This window comes from Kribbella sancticallisti (assembly GCF_039530625.1).
Taxonomy (GTDB): Bacteria; Actinomycetota; Actinomycetes; order Propionibacteriales; family Kribbellaceae; genus Kribbella; species Kribbella sancticallisti.
This window is the reverse complement of sequence record NZ_BAAAOS010000022.1, coordinates 82,329-100,110: the sequence shown is the minus strand read 5'-3', so window position 1 is coordinate 100,110 and position 17,782 is coordinate 82,329. Positions and strand designations below refer to the sequence as shown.

General features: G+C 65.5%; 13 protein-coding genes. 5 read left to right on the top strand and 8 right to left on the bottom strand.

What is annotated here, in order from left to right; all coding sequences use genetic code 11:
• The 3 genes from ABD255_RS19890 to ABD255_RS19880 all read left to right on the top strand — a co-directional run bounded on the left by ABD255_RS19890 (nt 1) and on the right by ABD255_RS19880 (nt 3,835).
• Nucleotides 1–951, top strand: coding sequence for an alpha/beta fold hydrolase (locus ABD255_RS19890; protein ID WP_344216035.1), 951 nt, complete (start codon nt 1–3; stop codon nt 949–951).
• Nucleotides 948–2,096, top strand: a complete 1,149-nt coding sequence (locus ABD255_RS19885; RefSeq protein WP_344216033.1) for a M20 family metallopeptidase — start codon at nt 948–950, stop codon at nt 2,094–2,096. Before ABD255_RS19890 ends, ABD255_RS19885 begins: the two co-directional genes overlap by 4 nt.
• A gap of 68 nt (nt 2,097–2,164) precedes the next feature.
• Nucleotides 2,165–3,835, top strand: a complete 1,671-nt coding sequence (locus ABD255_RS19880; RefSeq protein WP_344216031.1) for a CocE/NonD family hydrolase — start codon at nt 2,165–2,167, stop codon at nt 3,833–3,835.
• 39 nt (nt 3,836–3,874) lie between these two features.
• On the opposite strand, the gene ABD255_RS19875 is transcribed toward ABD255_RS19880, so the two are convergent.
• The 6 genes from ABD255_RS19875 to ABD255_RS19850 are packed head-to-tail and all read right to left on the bottom strand — an operon-like array spanning nt 3,875 to nt 12,136.
• Nucleotides 3,875–5,467 carry an N-acyl-D-amino-acid deacylase family protein gene (locus ABD255_RS19875; RefSeq protein ID WP_344216029.1) on the bottom strand — a complete coding sequence of 531 codons (1,593 nt, stop codon included), beginning with the start codon at nt 5,465–5,467 and terminating at the stop codon, nt 3,875–3,877.
• Nucleotides 5,468–5,527: 60 nt separating this feature from the next.
• On the bottom strand, nt 5,528–6,886 hold the full coding sequence (locus ABD255_RS19870) for an NAD(P)/FAD-dependent oxidoreductase (RefSeq protein WP_344216027.1): 1,359 nt from the start codon (nt 6,884–6,886) through the stop codon (nt 5,528–5,530).
• Nucleotides 6,792–8,657: an ABC transporter ATP-binding protein gene (locus ABD255_RS19865; RefSeq protein ID WP_344216025.1), complete on the bottom strand. Its 1,866-nt coding sequence runs from the start codon at nt 8,655–8,657 to the stop codon at nt 6,792–6,794. The genes ABD255_RS19870 and ABD255_RS19865 overlap by 95 nt, the downstream gene beginning before the upstream one ends.
• A complete protein-coding gene (locus tag ABD255_RS19860) occupies nt 8,654–9,526 on the bottom strand; it encodes an ABC transporter permease (protein WP_344216023.1) in 873 nt (290 codons plus the stop codon). The genes ABD255_RS19865 and ABD255_RS19860 overlap by 4 nt, the downstream gene beginning before the upstream one ends.
• Nucleotides 9,526–10,485 (bottom strand): ABC transporter permease, encoded by a 960-nt coding sequence (locus ABD255_RS19855; RefSeq protein ID WP_344216021.1) that lies wholly within the window; start codon nt 10,483–10,485, stop codon nt 9,526–9,528. The genes ABD255_RS19860 and ABD255_RS19855 overlap by 1 nt, the downstream gene beginning before the upstream one ends.
• A gap of 46 nt (nt 10,486–10,531) precedes the next feature.
• Complete coding sequence (locus tag ABD255_RS19850) at nt 10,532–12,136, bottom strand: ABC transporter substrate-binding protein (RefSeq protein WP_344216019.1); 1,605 nt, start codon at nt 12,134–12,136, stop codon at nt 10,532–10,534.
• A 147-nt stretch (nt 12,137–12,283) separates the two neighbouring features.
• Here ABD255_RS19850 and ABD255_RS19845 point away from each other — a divergent pair, with 147 nt between their 5' ends.
• The gene (locus tag ABD255_RS19845) at nt 12,284–13,729 is read left to right on the top strand and encodes a serine hydrolase domain-containing protein (RefSeq protein ID WP_344216107.1); all 1,446 of its coding nucleotides are present in this window, start codon (nt 12,284–12,286) and stop codon (nt 13,727–13,729) included.
• Between the two features lie 114 nt (nt 13,730–13,843).
• Nucleotides 13,844–14,752 carry a GNAT family N-acetyltransferase gene (locus ABD255_RS19840; protein ID WP_344216017.1) on the top strand — a complete coding sequence of 303 codons (909 nt, stop codon included), beginning with the start codon at nt 13,844–13,846 and terminating at the stop codon, nt 14,750–14,752.
• 5 nt (nt 14,753–14,757) lie between these two features.
• Here the strand turns inward: ABD255_RS19840 and ABD255_RS19835 are convergent, their stop codons facing one another.
• Both ABD255_RS19835 and menC read right to left on the bottom strand, forming a co-directional pair.
• On the bottom strand, nt 14,758–16,458 hold the full coding sequence (locus ABD255_RS19835; protein WP_344216015.1) for a PucR family transcriptional regulator: 1,701 nt from the start codon (nt 16,456–16,458) through the stop codon (nt 14,758–14,760).
• Between the two features lie 63 nt (nt 16,459–16,521).
• A complete protein-coding gene (menC, locus tag ABD255_RS19830; protein ID WP_344216013.1) occupies nt 16,522–17,631 on the bottom strand; it encodes an o-succinylbenzoate synthase in 1,110 nt (369 codons plus the stop codon).
• Nucleotides 17,632–17,782: the final 151 nt, after the last annotated feature.

The following is a 17,782-nucleotide window of genomic DNA, read 5'->3' as shown; positions in this document are numbered from 1 at the left end:
ATGTCCGGCAGTGACACAGTGGATGACCGCAGCGTCGACGGCAGCAACGGCATGCGCATCGCGGTGCGTGACTATGGCGGCACCGGCAAGCCGATCCTCCTCCTGCACGGAGCCGGCCGTACGCTGACCGACTGGTCGCCGATGGCCGAGCACCTGATCCGGGGTCATCGTGTCGTCGCGATGGATCTCCGCAACCACGGCAGGTCGGGTGACGGTCCATGGACCTGGGAAGGCGTCCTGGCTGACGTTCGGTCCGTCGTCACCGCCCTTGGACTCGATCGGCCGGCCGTCGTCGGTCACTCCCTCGGCGGCATGGTCGCCGCCATGTACGGCGCCGACGAGGTGGACTGCGCTGGAGCGGTGAACCTGGATGGTCACGGGATGGGTCGTCCCGAGCAGTACGTGGGCATCGACCGTCAGACTGTGATCGAACATCTGGCCAAGATGAAGGGCCGGCGTGCGGCTGCGCTCGCCCACCGCGGTCACGCGTTGACGAAATCGGAGCTCGCGGCGATCAAGGACGAGTTCCTCGAGGAAGCCGCGGAGCACGGGATGCCGCGGGAGTTCGGCCTGGCCACCTTCGATCGTACGGTGACGGTCGATGCCGACGGCCGCCATCGCCTGCGCCCCGGAATCGAGGCGACCGAGGAACTGAGCGCTCGGATCAGCGAGCTGGACTTGATGGCGCTCTACCGTCGCGTACGTTGCCCGCTGCTCGTCTATTTGTCACTGGGACGTGAGCCAGTAGGAGAGCGAGGAGGGTCGGAAGGGCCGCCATCACTACAAGAGCTGATGGCCGCCTATCGAGTCGGGCTGCGACAAGGTCTCACCGCAGTGGCCGAGGACTGCCCCGCCGTGCAGTTCCGACAGGTGGAGGCGACGCACGGGATGATCGTCGAGATCCCTGAGCTCCTCGCCGCGCAGATCACCGACTTCCTGCGTGCAGCATGACTTCGATCAAGGCTGCGCTGGCGGAACGCGTTCACGCGGCCTCCGATGACCTGATTGCTCTGAGCCACCGGATCCACGCCCATCCGGAGACCGCCTTCGAGGAGATACGTGCCTGCGGCTGGGTCGGTGACCTGCTCGAGGCCCATGGCTTGCCGGTCGAGCAGGGCGTCTACGAGCTTCCGACCGCCGTCCGGGCCACAGTGGGCAGCGGTCCGGTCCACGTGGTGATCTGCCTGGAGTACGACGCACTCCCAGGTGTAGGGCATGCCTGCGGCCACAACGTGATCGCCGCGGCTGGCGCGGGTGCCGGTTTGGCGTTGGCACCGCTCGTCGATGATCTAGGGCTCACCCTGACTGTGCTCGGCACCCCCGCCGAGGAGAACGGAGGTGGCAAGATCATCATGCTCGAGAGGGGCGCCTTCGACGGAGTCGACGCAGCGATGATGGTGCACCCCGCGCCTTACGAGCTCGATCAGATGCCTTGTCGCGCTTACGTGCCGATGGACGTCACCTACCGTGGGAAGGCAGCGCACGCTTCTGCCTTCCCAGAGGCGGGCCTGAACGCAGCAGACGCACTCACTGTGGCTCAGGTGGGAATCGGTCTTCTGCGGCAGCATCTCCACCCTGGTGACCGGGTCCACGGGATCGTCCGGCACGGTGGTGACGCCCCGAACGTCGTTCCTGACCGGACGAGTGGGCAGTGGTACGTGCGGGCACCTGACCTCGATCGTCTCGAGGTACTGGTCGACCGGGTCAACAGTTGTTTCCGTGCCGGCGCCGAGGCAACGGGGTGCGGCGTCTCAGTGGAAAGCGGGCGGACCTACAGTCATTTCACCCATTCCGAGGAGCTGGCCTACTGGTATCGCTCGAACGCTGAGGCGCTCGGTCGTGGCTTCGCCGACTTCTCCGCTGCCACGTTGGAGCGGATGGCCGGGTCGACGGACATGGCCAATGTGAGCCTGGTATGCCCCGCCATCCACCCAACTCTCAACATCTCAAGCGGTGACGCCGTAAACCACCAGCCGGAGTTCGCGGCGGCTTGCGCTGCCCCACCCGCGGATTGGGCGGCTCTCGACGGAGCGACCGCCATGGCGTGGACGTGCGCCGATCTAGCAGACGCTGCTGCCAGCAAGGAAAGAACGTGACGAGCGACCGTGTGCCAGCTCACGATGAAGGTCCGCCGCTACGGCGGCTTCGAGACGTGGCGGTTCCGATGAAGGACGGCACCCGTCTGTCTGCTGACATCTACTTCCCAGAAGGCGGTCCCCGCGGGGGCCCGTATCCGGTGGTCCTGCACCGCACCCCCTACAACAACCAGCGTCCTAGCTATGTCGCGACCGGAAGGTACTTGTCTGATCACGGTTACGTCTTCATCACACAAGACGTCCGCGGTCGCCACGACTCCGAGGGGCACTGGATCCCGTTCCGGTTCGAGGGTATCGACGGCCACGACACTGTCGAGTGGGCCGCGGCACAGCCTTGGAGCAATGGCAAAGTCGCGACGATGGGCGGGTCCTACAGTGGGTGGTGCCAGTGGGCCCTTGCCCGGGAGCGCCCGGAGCACCTGACGACGATGGTCAGCACCGCCACTAGCGGCAACTGGTTCCAGGAAAATCCTTACCACAACGGCTGTCTCATGCTTGTCATGCTCGCCTGGCTGAATGTCGCCGGAAGGCGCGTGGTGCAGGATCCCGGGCTGGTGGACAATTGGCCAGAGGTGTTCAGGCATCTGCCGCTTGTCACCATGGACGAGCGTCTTGGGCGCAGGCTGGAGACCTGGCGGGAGTGGTTGACGCACTCACGGCTCGACGACTATTGGCAGTCGCTGCGACTCGACGACGACTTCCGCCGCATCGACATCCCGGTGCTGCATATCACCGGTTGGTACGACGACGATCAGCCCGGCTCGCTCTACTTCTACGACGCCATGAGCAATGAGTCTCCTCGAGCCGCCGACCAGCACCTCATCATCGGTCCGTGGGATCACGGTGGCACCCGCAAGCCTCGTCAGGACTTCGGGGGCGTCGACTTCGGACCTGGTGCATTGATGGACATGGATGCTGTGCACAGGGCCTGGTTCGACCGCTGGCTCCGAGACGTTCCGGCAGCACAACCGGACAATGAGAAGATCCGGCTCTTCCTCACAGGTGCGGACACCTGGGTGGTGACCGACAGTTGGCCGGCGGTGGCCGACTGGGCCACGATGTACCTGCGCAGCGACGGTCATGCGAACACTTTGACCGGCGACGGGCGGCTCACCACCCAATCGCCCGTGGTTCCGGAGCAGGCCGACTCGTACCGCTACGACCCCGCTGACCCGGTGCCCAGCGTGCTGGACGAGGACTTCTTCTCCCCGACCTGGTCGGAGGCCCCGCTCGACCGGCGCTTCCAACAGAGCCGGAGCGACGTGCTCGTCTTCACCGGTGACGCCCAGCCCGAGGACCTGGTTCTCCTGGGGCAGCCACGCCTGCACCTCTTCGCCAGCTCTGACTCACCGGACACAGACTGGTTCACGGCCCTGCACGACGTCTCGCCCGATGGCGGCTCGATGCTTCTGGCCGAGGGTCGGCTGAGGGCGCGGTTCCATACTTCACTGACCGAGGAGACACTCCTCGATGCGGGTGAGGTCTACGAGTTCGTCATCACCCTGGGTGGAGTCGGCCACGTCGTGAAGTCCGGGCACCGGCTGCGGTTGTCGATCACCAGCAGCGACTTCCCCACCTGGGATCGCAACCCGAACACTGGTCACTCACTCGGGCAGAGCAGTGAGCTGCGGGTCGCCGTCAACGCCGTGCACCATTCGCCGGCATCCCCATCGAGGATCGAGGTTCCGATCGGCTCCTCTCTCCCATCCGAGCTTGGAGCGCGCCAGTGGGGCGCGTGATTCGATGGTGGACCGAGATGGGGTCGGCGTGAGGTCGGTTCAGGAAGCGATGGTGGAGACCCCGCGCCGGAGTATCCGGCCGGAACGTGAGCCGTTGAAGGCTCCGTCGTCGACGACGACCTCGCCGGCGAGGAGGACGGTGTGCACGCCGGTCACGGGGCCCGCCGGATCCAGATAGTCGGCTTCGTGTCCGATCGTCTGCGCGTCGAAGACGGTGACGTCAGCGATGTAGCCGGGCAGCAAGGCACCGCGTCCCGTTAGGCGGAACTGCCGTGCCCCGAAGGAAGTCGCCTTCCGTAGCGCCTCAGGCAGGTCGAGGACGGCGAGCTCGCGGACGTAGCGACCCAGCACAGTCGGGAAGGACCCCCAGGTGCGCGGATGCTGAAGACCGATCGGCACACCACTGTCCGACCCGATCCCGACGAGCGGGCTCGCCATGATGGTCCGCACGTCGCTCTCTGCCATCAAGGTCAGCGCCGCTTCTGCGCGTGGGTCCTCGCCGACCAATCGACACAGAGCCTCGAAGGGATGCTCGTCACGTGACCGGCAGACCTCGGCGAGCGTCAGCCCCACGACGCCAGCGTCGGTGTGGTCGATGATGAGGACGTCGTCGGGCGTGCACGCGGCCCACAGCCCGTCGCCTGGCTCGCCCCGATCGGCATCGGACCGCAACAACGCCCTGACGGAGGGATCGCTGAGCCGCTCTGCCAGGGCCGTGGCGCCTCCGGCTGTCGCTCTGGTCGGCAGGAGCGCCAGCAGCACCGTCGACCCCGCGGCGTAGGGGTACTGGTCGCCGTACACGTCGACGCCGTCGAGTCGGGCAGCCTCGAGGGTCCTGACCAGAGTGGCAGCCTTGCCGTGGTTCCCACGTCCGGCGACTTTGCAGTGCGAGATCTGGAGCCGGATCCCCGCCTGCCGAGCGACCGTCACCGCTTCGCCCATCGCTGCTTCGAGTCGGCGACCCTCGTCACGCATGTGGGTGGCGTACAGCCCGCCGAACCGGGCAGCGACTCGCGCCAGGGCGGTGAGCTCCTCGATGCCGGCGAAGCTTCCGGGCGAATAGATCAAGCCAGTGGAGAACCCGACAGCGCCGGCCTCGAAGGCCTCCGCGGCGAGTCGTTCCATCCGCGCCAGCGCCGATGGCGCCAGCTCCGGTTCGGTGCCGTTGGCACTCAGCCTCAGAGCGTTGTGCCCCACCAACATCGCCATATTGTTTGTCGGGCCGGCTTCCGCCAGCCGGTCGAGCAGCGCGGCGAATCCGCCCGGCTCGACGGCTACTCCTTTGGCCAGGTTGCCGACCAGGTCCGCGGCACTCTCCGCGGCCGCATGGTCGAGGGGTGCGAAGCTGATGCCGCAGTTGCCCACTATCTCGGTCGTTACGCCCTGCAGCAGCTTGAAAGGCTGAGGGTCCGGCAACAGCGGGACCAGGTCACTGTGTGCGTGGGTGTCGACGAAACCCGGTGCGACCACCCGGCCCGTGCAGTCGATCCGTCTCGCCGAAGGGACTCTGAGGGGTACGTCGGAGATCGATGCGATGCGACCGTCACGGACGAGCACGTCCGCCGTCCTCCCCGGCGAGCCGAGGCCGTCGTAGACGGTTCCGGAGCTGAGCAGCAGGCTGTCGTTTCCCATGGGCCTCATCATCTCGGGGCGCCCCTGCCCGGACCAGGATGTCGCTGGCACAGGCGGATCTCAGGCACCGAAGCGGCGGGGGCTGAAGGGCTCGAGGACCGCCGGCACGTGGCCCTCGGTGATGGCCTCGGCCATCACCGACCCTGTCGCCGGTCCCAACGTGAGGCCCAACATGCCGTGGCCGGCAGCAACATAGCAGTTTTGCAGGGCGGCGAAACGTCCCATGACGGGCAGCCCATCGGGAGTCATGGGTCGGGCACCCGCCCAGACGCGCTGGGCCCGCGCGGAGGGGTCCCAGTCGTTCAAGTACTCGACCGGCGCCTTCGCGATCGCTCGGACACGTCGTTCGTTGACCTTCAGATCGAAGCCGGAGAACTCCATGGTGCCGGCGAGCCGCATCCAGCCGTCGAACGGGCTCAAGGCAACCTGGGGTTCCATCAGCTTGACCAGGCTGTGCAACGCGAACGGCGAATCGATGTAGTCCAGGCTGTAGCCCTTGCCCGGTCGGATGGGCAGCCCGGCACCGAACTTGCGGGCAAGCGTGCCCGACCAGACTCCGGCCGCCAGGAGAAACACGTCAGCGGAGTACCGCCCGTCATCGGTTTCGACCTCAACCACCCGCCCGGCCCGACCGTGGACGCGCTGTACGGCCGCATCCTCGATGAGCTTACCCCCTAGCGCGAGGCAGCGCCTGGCCAGGCCGTCAGCCAGGCTGTCCGGCCGGACGTGCCGCTCGTCGGGGAAGAAGATGCCGCCATGAAGCCCGGACAGAAGTGCCGGTTCGACGCGGGTCACTTCGGTGCCGTCGAGCACCTGCGGCCGGAAGCCGTGGCCGCGCAGGAGATCCAGCCCCCTCACGTGATTGTCAAACTGCTTCGCGGACGCGAACACCTGGAGCAGGCCCTGGGCGTGCATCTCGAAATCGACACCGTCCTGCTCATAGTCGTCGAGGAGCTGCATGCTGCCCTCCGCGAGGCGCAAGTGGGCCAACAGGCCTGCCCGGAAGCTCGTCTCGTTGCAGTGACGCCACATCCCGTACATGAATCGGATGAAGCCCGGACTCAACGACGGCCGGATATAGAGCGGACTGTCGGGGCGCAGCATCCAGCGCAGGGCCTGGGCGACCATGCCCGGGGCCGGCACGGGGCGCATCTGGGCCGGCACTATCCACCCCAGGTTCCCGAAGGAGGCACCCGATCCGGCAGTGCGTGCTTCGAGGATCGTCACCTCCTGCCCCCGCCGCAGCAGCTCGTAGGCACAGGCAAGACCGATCACTCCACCGCCGACGACAACGACTCTCACGCGCTTCCTCCTGGACGACGGTTCATGCTCGTGGAACTGCCCGTACGAGCCGCGCGGTGTACGGGTGCTGGGGATCCGCAAAGACCTTTCCAGTGGCGCCTTGCTCGACGATCTCACCTCGGTGCAGCACGACGACCCGGTCGGTGATCTGTCGTACCACCGCAAGATCATGGGAGATGAAGAGCATGTTCATCGACAGCTCGCGTCGCAGGTCTCGGAGGAGTTCGAGCACTTGTGCTTGCACCGACACGTCAAGGCCGGCCACCGGTTCATCACAGATGAGGAGGCGAGGTCGAACCGCAAGAGCACGCGCGATCGCCACCCGCTGTCGCTCGCCACCGGATAGCAACGCCGGTCGCCGACTGCTGTAGGCACGGGGCAACCCGACCAGCTCGAGCATCCGGTCGACCTCGACGGAAAGGTCGACAGCGTCGCCGCGAACATCGACCGCCTCCCTCAGGGTGGCGCCGATCGTGCGAGAGGGATTGAGCGAGGCGTACGGGTTCTGGAAGACGCACTGCACCAGATGCCGCACCTTGCGGAGGTCACTCGGTTTGAGCCTGCGATAGTCGGTGATGTCTATGCCGTCGAGTCGGATCTCGCCTTCGGTGGGACGGTTCAAGCCCAGCAGGCAGCGCGCGACAGTCGTCTTTCCCGACCCCGACTCCCCGACCAGTCCCACACTCTCTCCGACGCCGATCTCGAACGACACCCCGGCAAGTGCTTCGTGGGTCCGTGCCGGTCCGAACATCGCCTCGACGCGGTACACCTTCCTCAACTGGTGGACGCTCAGGATGGGGCTGTCAAGTGAAGCAGGGGGCGGGTCCGGCATAGCGGCATCGTCGCTGGCCTGTCGTTCCCGAAGGTCGGACCGGATGTCGTCGATGCGTCGGCACGCGCTGCGATGGTCCGACTCGACCACGGCAAGAGGTGGTTTCCCGGCGCGGCATTCGGGCGTCGCCCATTCACACCGTGGACTGAATCCGCAGATGTCCTTGACGGTGTCTGCGGACGGAACGTTGCCGGGGATGCTGGATAGGTGGGCCCTGGCATGGGTCAATGGCGGTTCAGCGCGCAGCAGTCCGAGCGAGTAGGGGTGCTGCGGAGTCGCATTGACGGCGGGCGAGGGACCATCCTCGATGACGGTACCGGCGTACATGACCATGATGCGGTCGCAGACGGACAGCGCCACGCGCAGGTCGTGGGTGATCAGGATGAGGCCCATGTTGCGATCGCGTTGGATCTGCCTCAGCAGCATGAGCACGTCGTGCTGGATGGACGCGTCCAGTGCAGTTGTCGGCTCGTCCGCGATCAGCAGGCTCGGGTTCTTGGCCAGGGCGGCAGCTAGGGCGACGCGTTGTTGCATGCCGCCGGAGAGCTGGAAAGGGTACCGGCGCGCGGCATCGGCGTCCTCTATGCCGACCTCGGCAAGGCGCCGACGGACCTCTTCGGCACGTTCGGATCGCGCCAGTCGCCGATCCGAAGCAAGAGACTCGTAGATGTGCCTCGCTGCTGTCTGCAGCGGATTGAGCATCGTGAAGGGGTCCTGCAGAAGCAGTGATATCTGGCTGCCCCGCAGGCGCCTCAGTTCCCGCTCGGGACGTCCCACGAGCTGGTCGCCCCCGAAAGTAACGTTGCCTCCGGCACGGACCCCGGGCGGAAGCAGCCCGACCAGGGCCTTCGCGGTCATCGACTTGCCACTGCCCGACTCCCCGACGATGCCCAAGGTCTCCCCCTGCCTCAGCCGGAAGGACACATCCTGCACAAGCGTGCGCGACGCACCACCAGCCGTCGCATACACGGTCAGGTCGCTGACCTCGAGATGGGCCTCACCGCGGGTGACCTGAGGGACCTGATCGGTACCGGTCCCGGGCTTCACCGCCTTCATGCGCGGCCTCGGTCCTGTGAAAGCCGGTCGTAGAGCCAGTCCCCAAGAACCGTGCCTGACACCGCCGTGAGAATGATCATCAGGGCCGGGCCCAGCGCGGCCCAGACGTTCAGATCCATGATCGACCGCTCCTCAGCAAGCATCAGGCCCCAGTCGGCTGTCCCAGGCGCCACGCCGAGCCCAAGGAATGCCAGGGACGACAGGCCGACCAGCGCGCCGACGAAGTCGAGCATGCCGGTCGCAACGACAGTGGGCAGGATGTTCGGCAGCACGTGCCGGAACAAGATTCGAGGTGTGGAGAGTCCCAATGTGCGGGCGGCATCGAGATACGCGAGCTTCGACTGTCGCAAGGTTGCGCTGCGGGTCAGTCGGATCTCGGTCGGGATGGAGAAGAAGATGAAGACCGCCCAGGCGATGAGCGTGCCGCCGCCGACCATACCGACGATGACGATGACCATCAGCAGGGCGGGCAGGGCGTAGACGAGGTCGGCGAAACGACAGATGAGCGAGTCAACCCGGCCGCCGCGCAGGCCGGCCACCATGCCCAGCGTCGTCCCGATGAGCACAGTACTAATGGCCACCAGCAGCGGCCCGACGACCGCGTTGCGCGTACCGGCGATGAGCCGGGAGAGGACGTCACGCCCCAGCCCATCGGTGCCGAGCCAGTGGTCGGCACTCGCCGGAGCCGGCCCCAACGCGAGGTCCTGTGCGCCAGGATCGTGAGGCGCGACTGCGCTGCCGGCAACCGCACACACGGCGACGAACAGCAGGACCCCCGAGCAAGCGAGCAGGAGAGGGGAGATCCGCCTGCGCCTACTGCGCGTCGGGATCGTGATGAAGGTCGGATCGATCGTCGGCGTGTCTGACATCAGGCCGTCCCGGCGTAGCGAGTGCGTGGGTCGAGGGCGAGCGCCAGCAGGTCCGTGACGAGGTTCCCGAGTACGACGATCGCGGCGGTCAGGAGGGTGAGCCCTTGGACGACCGGGATGTTCCTGCTGTTGATCGACTCGATCAGCAGCGACCCGACGCCCGGAAGCCCGAACACCGTTTCGATGAAAACGGCACCCGAGAGGCTGAACACAAGGAGGAGTCCAGCGGTCGTCACGACGGGCAGGGCCGCGTTGTGGAAAGCGTAGTTGAGGAAGATGGTTCTTCGCGAGAGCCCTCGTGCTCTCGCGAAGAGTACGTAGTCCTGGTCGATGACACCTAGCGCCGCTGCACGCGTCTGTCTGACCACGATGGCGAGCGCCGCGCTCGCTAGAGCCAATGCGGGCAGCACGAGATGCCTGAGCCGATCCACGACGCCGTCGCCCACCCCGAACGGCGGGAGCCAGTCGAGCCACACACCGAACATCAGGATCAACAAGATCCCCACCGCGAATGGAGGCGCACTCGCCAGGAAGACGGCCGCTGAAGTCACGACGCGGTCGAAGCTGCTCCCACGCCGGAGACCCGCCAGCATTCCGACCGGCACGCCGATGAGCAAGACGATCACGGCCGCGAACAGGCCCAGCTCCGTGGTCAGCATGAACCGCTGAGCGATGACGTGCGTGACCGCCTCCCCCGACTCGGTGGAACGCCCGAGGTCGAGGTGCGCCACGTCGGCGAGCCAGTTCCAATACCGCTGCAGAAGGGGCTGGTCGAGGTGGTACTCCTCCCGGATGGCCTCGACCGACGCCGGGTTGGTCCGTGCCTCAGGCCCGAGCAGCGCCTCCTCGGGGCTGCCTGGGCTGAGGTCGAGCAGGCTGAAAACGGCGAAGGACACGATGAGGAGCAACAACGTCAGCGCGACGAGACGTCGCTGGATGAATACGACAGTGAACTTCATCTGCGCTCCATGTCGGTGAACCGCGTCGAACCGGCTCTCGATCTGCCTACGAAACCGGCTCGATGTGGTCGATCCAAGCGCCCGTGGAGTAGTCGCCGTAATCGGCCCCGTCGGTGTTGTACCTGAAGCCTTCGCTGGTGACTGTGATCGACTCCTTGTTGAACAGCGGGATGTAAGGCACCTCTTCAGCAACGGCTTCAAGGATGCTCTTGGCGGCCGCCAGTCGCTGCGCCTTGTCCGGGCTCCCCGTCAGTGTGGCGACGTCGGAATCGAGCTTCTTGGAGGTGAAGTTGGCGATGTTCTGCCCGCTCGGGACCGCCTCCGAACTGCTGACCATCAGGCTGAGGATGCGCGCCGGGTCCGCGATGAGAGGCCCGTAGCTAAAGGTCTGCATCCCGAGGTCCTTGTGCGCGATCAACGGTGCGGTCCACTCGTCCTCCGATACCGGGTTGATCTTGATCTCGATACCGAGCGGCTTCAGGTTCTCCTGCAGGATGAGCATCGTCTTCTCACCGTAAGCGATGTTCGACCCGACATTGACCTTGATCGAGAACCCGTTGGGATACTTCGACTTTGCGAACTCAGCCTTAGCGGCGGCCAGATCGTACTTGTACGTCGGCAGGCCGCTGAGGATCTCCTCGGCCTCCTTCGGGGAGGAGATGCTGGAGAGCTCCTCGGGTGTCAGCATGCCGATCAGCGGGCGCGCGCGTCCGCCGTAGACGATGTCGATCAGGCCCTTGCGATCGACAGCGTGGGCGAACGCTCGGCGCACGTGCACGTCGTCGAATGGCGGCGCAGCTACGTCGAAGCTGAGGTAGTCGATCGACGTGGTCGGCAGAGCGGCCAAGCTCGCGCCCGGCACACTCTCCCATTGCCTGGCCGTGCCCACGTCACGAAGGAACTTGACGTCCAGGTCTCCCGATCGCATGGCGAGTCGAGCAGTGTTGTCGTCAGGGAGGAACTTGGACTTGATCGTCTTGAACGCGGGCTCCTCGCCCCAGTAGCTGGAGTTCTTGTCCAGCACGACCTCGTCGGTGCTGAACTTGCTCACCACGTAGGGCCCGCTCCCGATGGGCGGCGCAGACGCGGATCCGAAATCCTTCGGGTTGGCTCCGACGTTCGCCTTCTCGACGACCCGCACCGCGAAGGCGATGTTGTTGCGAAGAGAGGGGTCGCTTCCATCACTCGTGACCGTGATCTGGTGCGGGCCGGTCGCGGCGACCTCCTTGACGGCCACCAGCAGGGAGGCCGCCACAGGCGCGGTTTTCGGATCGGTCAGGCGCTTGATCGAGAACGCCACGTCTTCGGGGGTGACCGGCTTGCCATCGCTGAACTTGGCAGATGGCTCGAGGTCATAGACGAGCTTCTTGGGGGCCACCCTGACCGAGGTTGCGAGCCGAGGGGTGAAGCTGCCGTCGGACTTGGTTCTCTCCAGTGGCTCGGTCACCAGGCTGGCGATCGAGCGCTCCACCTCGATCTGGGCAACATCGAGAGTCTTAATGGGCGCGATGGCCGCCACGGTGATCTCGGTATCGCGAGGGGAACCACTGCTACTGCTGCTCTCGCTGCAGCCGGCGGTCGCGAGAAGCGCGATCATCGCGATCGCTGCACGGGACGGCGCCCTGCGCAGAGTGGCACGTGAACGAGTCATTAGACCCTCCTTGGCATACTGGCCACGGGCGCGGTCAGGGTGTCCCTAGACTTACCTGTAGCCCGCTGCGCTGTCTTGGGAAGACATGACAAAGTCGCGTCCGAATTTGGTGCTGCGGCCCAACCTCTGGGGTTCCTCTCGCTGGTGATGATGTCGGTGACATCGCACGGCTTCACCCAGTTCCCCGCGAAAGGCTCCATCACGTTGGACAACATCGCCCTGCAAGACAGCTTGGACGAGATGTGTCGCGAGTACCAGGTCGTCGGTGCCAGCCTCGCTGTCCACGCTGACGACCAGACTCTGCAAGCAGCCTCCGGCGTCCTCAATGTCGACACCGGTGTCGAAGCGACGACCGATTCGGTCTTCCAGGTCGGCTCGATCACCAAGGCTTGGACAGCAACACTCGCCCTCCAGTTGGTCGACGACGGACTCGTGCGCCTCGACGAGCCGATTGCTAGCTACCTTCCTGAGTTCCGGGTGGCCGATACCGAAGTTCGCGACGGCGTCACGTTGCGGCATCTACTGACACACACCAGTGGTCTGGAGGGCGATCACTTCGTTGATACCGGTCGAGGTGACGACTGCCTGGGAAAGTACGTCGAATCCTGCGCCGCTCTTGCGCAGACGCATCCGCTCGGCGCAACCATGTCATACTGCAATTCCGGATACTCCATTGCAGGACATCTCATCGAAAGGCTGCGCCGCAAGACCTGGGACGAAGTTCTGGTGGAGGGAGTGATCGAGCCGCTCGGCTTGTCGAAGACCACCACGCTGCCTGAGGAGGTGCTCCGATTCCGGGCGGCGATCGGCCATGTTGGCGACTTGGCGCGACCGAGGACGTCGCCACGCTGGGGACCGCCGCGGTCAGCGGGGCCGGCAGGACTGCTCTGCTCGACTGCAGGCGAGGTCGTGACGTTTGCGCGCATGCACCTCGACCACGGACGTGCCCCTGGCGGCTCCCGTCTCCTCACGCCTGAGTCGGCTCATGCCATGCAGTCGGTCCAAGCCACCGTGCCGGATGCTTGGACCCTGGGCGGCAACGCATGGGGGCTGGGCTGGGCGTTGTCGGAGACCGAGAGTGGGCGACTTTACGGTCACGATGGCTCGACCTTCGGGCAACGGGCCTTCCTCCGGATCGCACCCGATGCTCGTGTGGTCATCGTGCTCTTGACCACCGGCGGACGCGCGACGGAGATGTTCGACTCACTTGCGTCGGAGCTGCTCGAGGATCTGGCAGGATTTGCGATGCCCGCTCGTCCCCGACCGGCGGGTGATGTTGACCCGGGAGATGCGCTGGCTCGCGTAGGCATCTACCAGAGCCCCAGCACTCGACTGGAGTTCACTTCCGGTGAGAGCGGTGCACTGCATCTCGAGATGACGGACACCTCCTCATTGGCCGGCCTTCTCTCGGATCCCTCCCGGCGACTGGATCTGCTTCCGGTGCGGCCGGGGTTGTGGGTCACCCGGCTGTCGAGTCAGCACCATTGGGTGCCGGCCGTCTTCTTCGAGCTCGAGAGCGGTCAACCGTACGTTCACTTCGCAGGCCGGGCGACACCACGTGTTGAGTTACCCACCGGCCACTCTCCTACTTGAACGCACCTGGCGGCGGATCGTGCGGCTGGCTCTGTACAGCGGCACATAAGGGGGTGCTGGCATCTGTGTCTCAGGGACCAAGACGCCAATCCGACGACCCTCGACAATGTGTGCATGAAGCAACAGCGTGTTCCCCCGAGCGAGGCAGCGAAGGAGGGTGAATACTCGATCGGCGAGGCAACCGCCGCCGCACTAGTCGCGGCCGAGGCGGCACGGGTCACAGTGCGCAACCTCTCTTTGCTGTCAGAGCTCGACGAGGTCTGTGCGCTCTACAACGAGATCTGGCGTCCGGAGCCGCGGAACCCGCCGGTCACGACCGAGCTTCTGCGGGCGATGGTCCAGGCTGGTAACTATGTGGCGGGTGCCCTGTCTGAGGGCGCCCTCGTTGGCGCCTGCATCGGGTTCTTCGCTCCGCCTCTGGCCGCGAGCCTGCACAGCCACATCGCGGGCGTATCCGGCCAGGCACAGGCACGAGGCGTCGGCTTCGCCCTGAAGCTGCACCAACGGGCGTGGGCCTTGGAGCACTCCGCCACAGCCATCGAATGGACCTTCGACCCACTTATCCGCCGAAACGCGTTCTTCAACTTGACCAAGCTGGCCGCGGTGTCGACCCAGTACCTCCCGAACTTCTACGGTCGCATGGGTGACCAGATCAACGTGGGCGATGACAGCGACCGGCTGCTGATCACGTGGCCTCTTCGAGCGACGAGCGTTGCCAGAGCCTGTTCCGGCGATCCACACGAGCCGAACCTGGCGGCATTGCTCGATGCTGGGGCAGTCATCGGCCTGGACCGCGACCGAGCAGGCTGGCCGGTCAAGGGAACGGCGGATGGGCGAACAGTACTACTCGCAGTCCCCGCGGACGTCGAACGACTACGCGGCGAGGATCCGAGGTGCGCGCAAGCTTGGCGCCGTGCAGTGAAGCAGACGCTCGAGCCGCTTTTGCGGGCCGGCGGCGAGGTCCGCGGATTCGTGCGTGAGGGCTGGTATGTCGTCGACCGACAGCGACGGGCTACAGGGTAGGTCTGTCACTCATACACGCCGGAAGCGCTAGGCCGTCCCTGCGCGTCAATCAGACGGAGCTGGAACATGGCGGCGAAGCGAACCTGGGGATCCGACAGGTCGAGCTCTCCGATCTCAACTACCCGCTTCAGCCGATATCTGAACGTGTTCGGATGGACGTTGAGCACGGTCGCCGCCGCTTTGACATCGCCGAACGCCTCGAGCCAGGCATGCAGAGTCGCCACCAAGACGGTGCCGTGCGTCGAATCGTAGGCAAGCAACCCCGCAATCGGCTCCCTCAGCGGCTGTTCCTCGGCAGCCATCAGGTCGCCAAGTTGCAACAGGAGAGAGTCGCACCATATGTCGCTGATAGTGGCGACGTGCTTGCCCGATAGCTGAGAGCGCAGCACCCGGACGACACGGTCCGCGTCCCGGCGCGATTGTGCGAGCGCCGCAACGTTTGCAGCGATCCTTCCGATTCCTATCAGTCCGGTGCCTCCCGAGCCGGTACGACGGAGGAAGTCCTCGGCAATCCGTAGCGGGCGTTGGTACTCATCGGATGGGCCGGGCTCGATCGGCAATATGCCGTAGACCACGCCGCTCACCAGAGCGGCAGCCGAGCCCGGATGGGCGGCCGACAGATTCATCGCGAAGGCGCTGGCCAGTCGCTCACGCTCCGCTTCGAGTCCGGCAGCGGACAATCCAGGTTTCGTGGTTTGCGCTAAGGCGAGGACGACGGCGCGTTGGGTCAGTCGCAACCGGCTGGCGGCGTCCCGGGCACCAGGACCCCCCTCGAGCACGGTGGCGACCAGGTCGGTCCGCAGCCTACGCTCGACATCCGCGCCGGCGCGGTGTCGCAACATGTGCAGGGCGACCAGCTTGGCGCAGTCGACGAAACCTTGCTCCCGCTCGGCGGTCAACGGTTGTCGAACAGCTGCCCACATGGACCCGAGGATTTCGTCGCCCGCCCGGACAGCGATTGCGACCCGCGGGTAGACCACGTCGGCGAAGTCCAGGCACGCAGGGTCCAAGAAGACCGGTCGACTGCTTCGGTAGAGCTGCTTCAGCATCCCGATATCGTCGAGGGCGCGGATGAGACGCTCCGGAACCTGTCGGCCGAGCACCGTCTCTACCCGGCTCTGGTCAACCTCGTCCTGCCGCCCGGAGAAGGCCAGCACACGCAGGTTGCGGTCCTCGATAGTCACGGGGGAGTCCAACAGCGCACTAACCGCATTGGCGACGGCGAACAGGTCGCCCGCTGGGATGCCGCCCAACGACTCCGAGCCGGTGACGCCAACCTCCTCGCCAGCCAGCGTCGACCGCAAGAGGGTGGTCAGCTGGGTCCATGAGGCGCCGCGAGTCAGACCGAGCAGGACAACCCCGGTCCGACTGACTGCGTCTCGAACCCGTTCGTCGATCGACGCGGGGGCACGTACCACAAGCACGGCGGCGCCTCGGTCCGCGATGTGAGTGACCAGATCCGCGATCGCAGATGCTTCCTGCACGTCCACGGCGAGCACCATCGCACTTGTAGGAAGGGGTGCATCGTCGTGTGGGTCATGGATGGCGACCCCGCCGATCTCTGTTACCGAGTCAGGACTACCGAGAACCAAGTCCAAGAGGGTCGAACCCACGTCGTCCAGCACGCGGCCCAGGCTGGCACGAGGTCGTGTCCCGGTATGCGGCACGCCCTCACCGTAGAGCACTGCCAGGATGTGCTCAAGCACGAAACTCTTCCCAGATGTTGTGCAACTGGCCCCCATTCGAGCGGAAACTGCTCCCTGCGGCTGCTAGAAGACGACAGTTTCCGTAGAAGCGGTCATCTCCTCGAGCCATGGCACGTCCGGCTCCACCCCAAGGCCTGGCCCCACAGGCACGGTCATGTAACCATCGTGGGCGAGTGCCGGCGTCGTAACCAGGTCACGATGCCAATAGCGGTCAGACCCGGAGATATCCCCGGGCAAGGTGAAATTGGGGAGCGCTGCGAGTGCCGTGTTAGCCGCCCTGCCAAACCCCGTTTCCAACATGCCACCGCACCAAACCGGTACGCCGTGAGCGGCGCAGACGTCGTGGATACGCCGCGCCTCGAGATAGCCACCCACCCGACCGGGTTTGATGTTCACGACAGAGCAAGCGCCCAGTGCTATGGCGTCCGCAGCCGTACGAGCGGAGACGATCGACTCGTCGAGACAGATTGGAGTGGTCAACCTCCGCGCCAACTCTGCATGACCTCGAAGATCATCCTCCGGGAGTGGTTGCTCGACCAGCAGGAGGTCGAAAGCATCCAGCTTCGCCAAGTGAGTCGCATCCGCGATTGTGTAGGCCGTGTTGGCGTCCACCTGCAACGCAATGTCGGGGAACCTGGATCGGATTGCCGCCACGGGCGCAACATCCCATCCCGGCTCGATCTTGAGCTTCACGCGCCGATAGCCGGCTTCGACGTATCCCTCGACCTCATCCACCAGTTCAGGCAGCGAGTCGGCGATCCCCACGGAGACGCCCACGGGGACGGCATCGCGCACAGCGCCGAGATGCTGCCCGAGCGAGACACCCAATTCACGCAGTTCCGCGTCCAGAACAGCCATTTCCAGGGCCGCCTTCGCCATGGGATGGCCTTTGACGGCCGCCAGCGTGGGAGCCACCAGATGTGACGTCAACTCCGGCACCGCTGCCAGGCGGGGCAGGAGGAACTCTCTGATCAGCAATTGAGCGCCTGAGACATGCTCGCTGGAGTACAAGGGCGCGCTGTCCGCGACACACTCGCCCCAGCCGTGCGCTCCGCGATCGTTCACCACCCGGATGAGCAGCACATCTCGTTTGACCTCCGTTCCGAACGACGTGCGGAACGGGCGGACGAGCGGCAGACTCAGTCGTCGCAGCTCAACTTCGGTGAGGCGCATGGCCCGATGGCTCCCTTCGCGCGTCGGAGTCGACCAGGCAGTTCCGCGCCGTCCTGCAGGTCGTCGTCGACTACCAGTTAGCGCCATCTCCGGTCCTTGACTGTCCTTCCGGGTCGCTGCCTGTCCTCTCGTCTTGCAACCTGGGTTTCGT

Bases quoted from the DNA above. Each gene is read 5' to 3' on its own strand.
- ABD255_RS19875 (WP_344216029.1), bottom strand. From the start codon at position 5,467: ATGGGAAACGACAGCCTGCTGCTCAGCTCCGGAACCGTCTACGACGGC.
- ABD255_RS19840 (WP_344216017.1), top strand. From the start codon at position 13,844: ATGAAGCAACAGCGTGTTCCCCCGAGCGAGGCAGCGAAGGAGGGTGAA.
- ABD255_RS19860 (WP_344216023.1), bottom strand. From the start codon at position 9,526: ATGTCAGACACGCCGACGATCGATCCGACCTTCATCACGATCCCGACG.
- ABD255_RS19865 (WP_344216025.1), bottom strand. From the start codon at position 8,657: ATGAAGGCGGTGAAGCCCGGGACCGGTACCGATCAGGTCCCTCAGGTC.
- ABD255_RS19880 (WP_344216031.1), top strand. From the start codon at position 2,165: ATGAAGGACGGCACCCGTCTGTCTGCTGACATCTACTTCCCAGAAGGC.
- ABD255_RS19890 (WP_344216035.1), top strand. From the start codon at position 1: ATGTCCGGCAGTGACACAGTGGATGACCGCAGCGTCGACGGCAGCAAC.
- ABD255_RS19845 (WP_344216107.1), top strand. From the start codon at position 12,284: ATGATGTCGGTGACATCGCACGGCTTCACCCAGTTCCCCGCGAAAGGC.
- ABD255_RS19850 (WP_344216019.1), bottom strand. From the start codon at position 12,136: ATGACTCGTTCACGTGCCACTCTGCGCAGGGCGCCGTCCCGTGCAGCG.
- ABD255_RS19855 (WP_344216021.1), bottom strand. From the start codon at position 10,485: ATGAAGTTCACTGTCGTATTCATCCAGCGACGTCTCGTCGCGCTGACG.
- ABD255_RS19885 (WP_344216033.1), top strand. From the start codon at position 948: ATGACTTCGATCAAGGCTGCGCTGGCGGAACGCGTTCACGCGGCCTCC.
- menC (WP_344216013.1), bottom strand. From the start codon at position 17,631: ATGCGCCTCACCGAAGTTGAGCTGCGACGACTGAGTCTGCCGCTCGTC.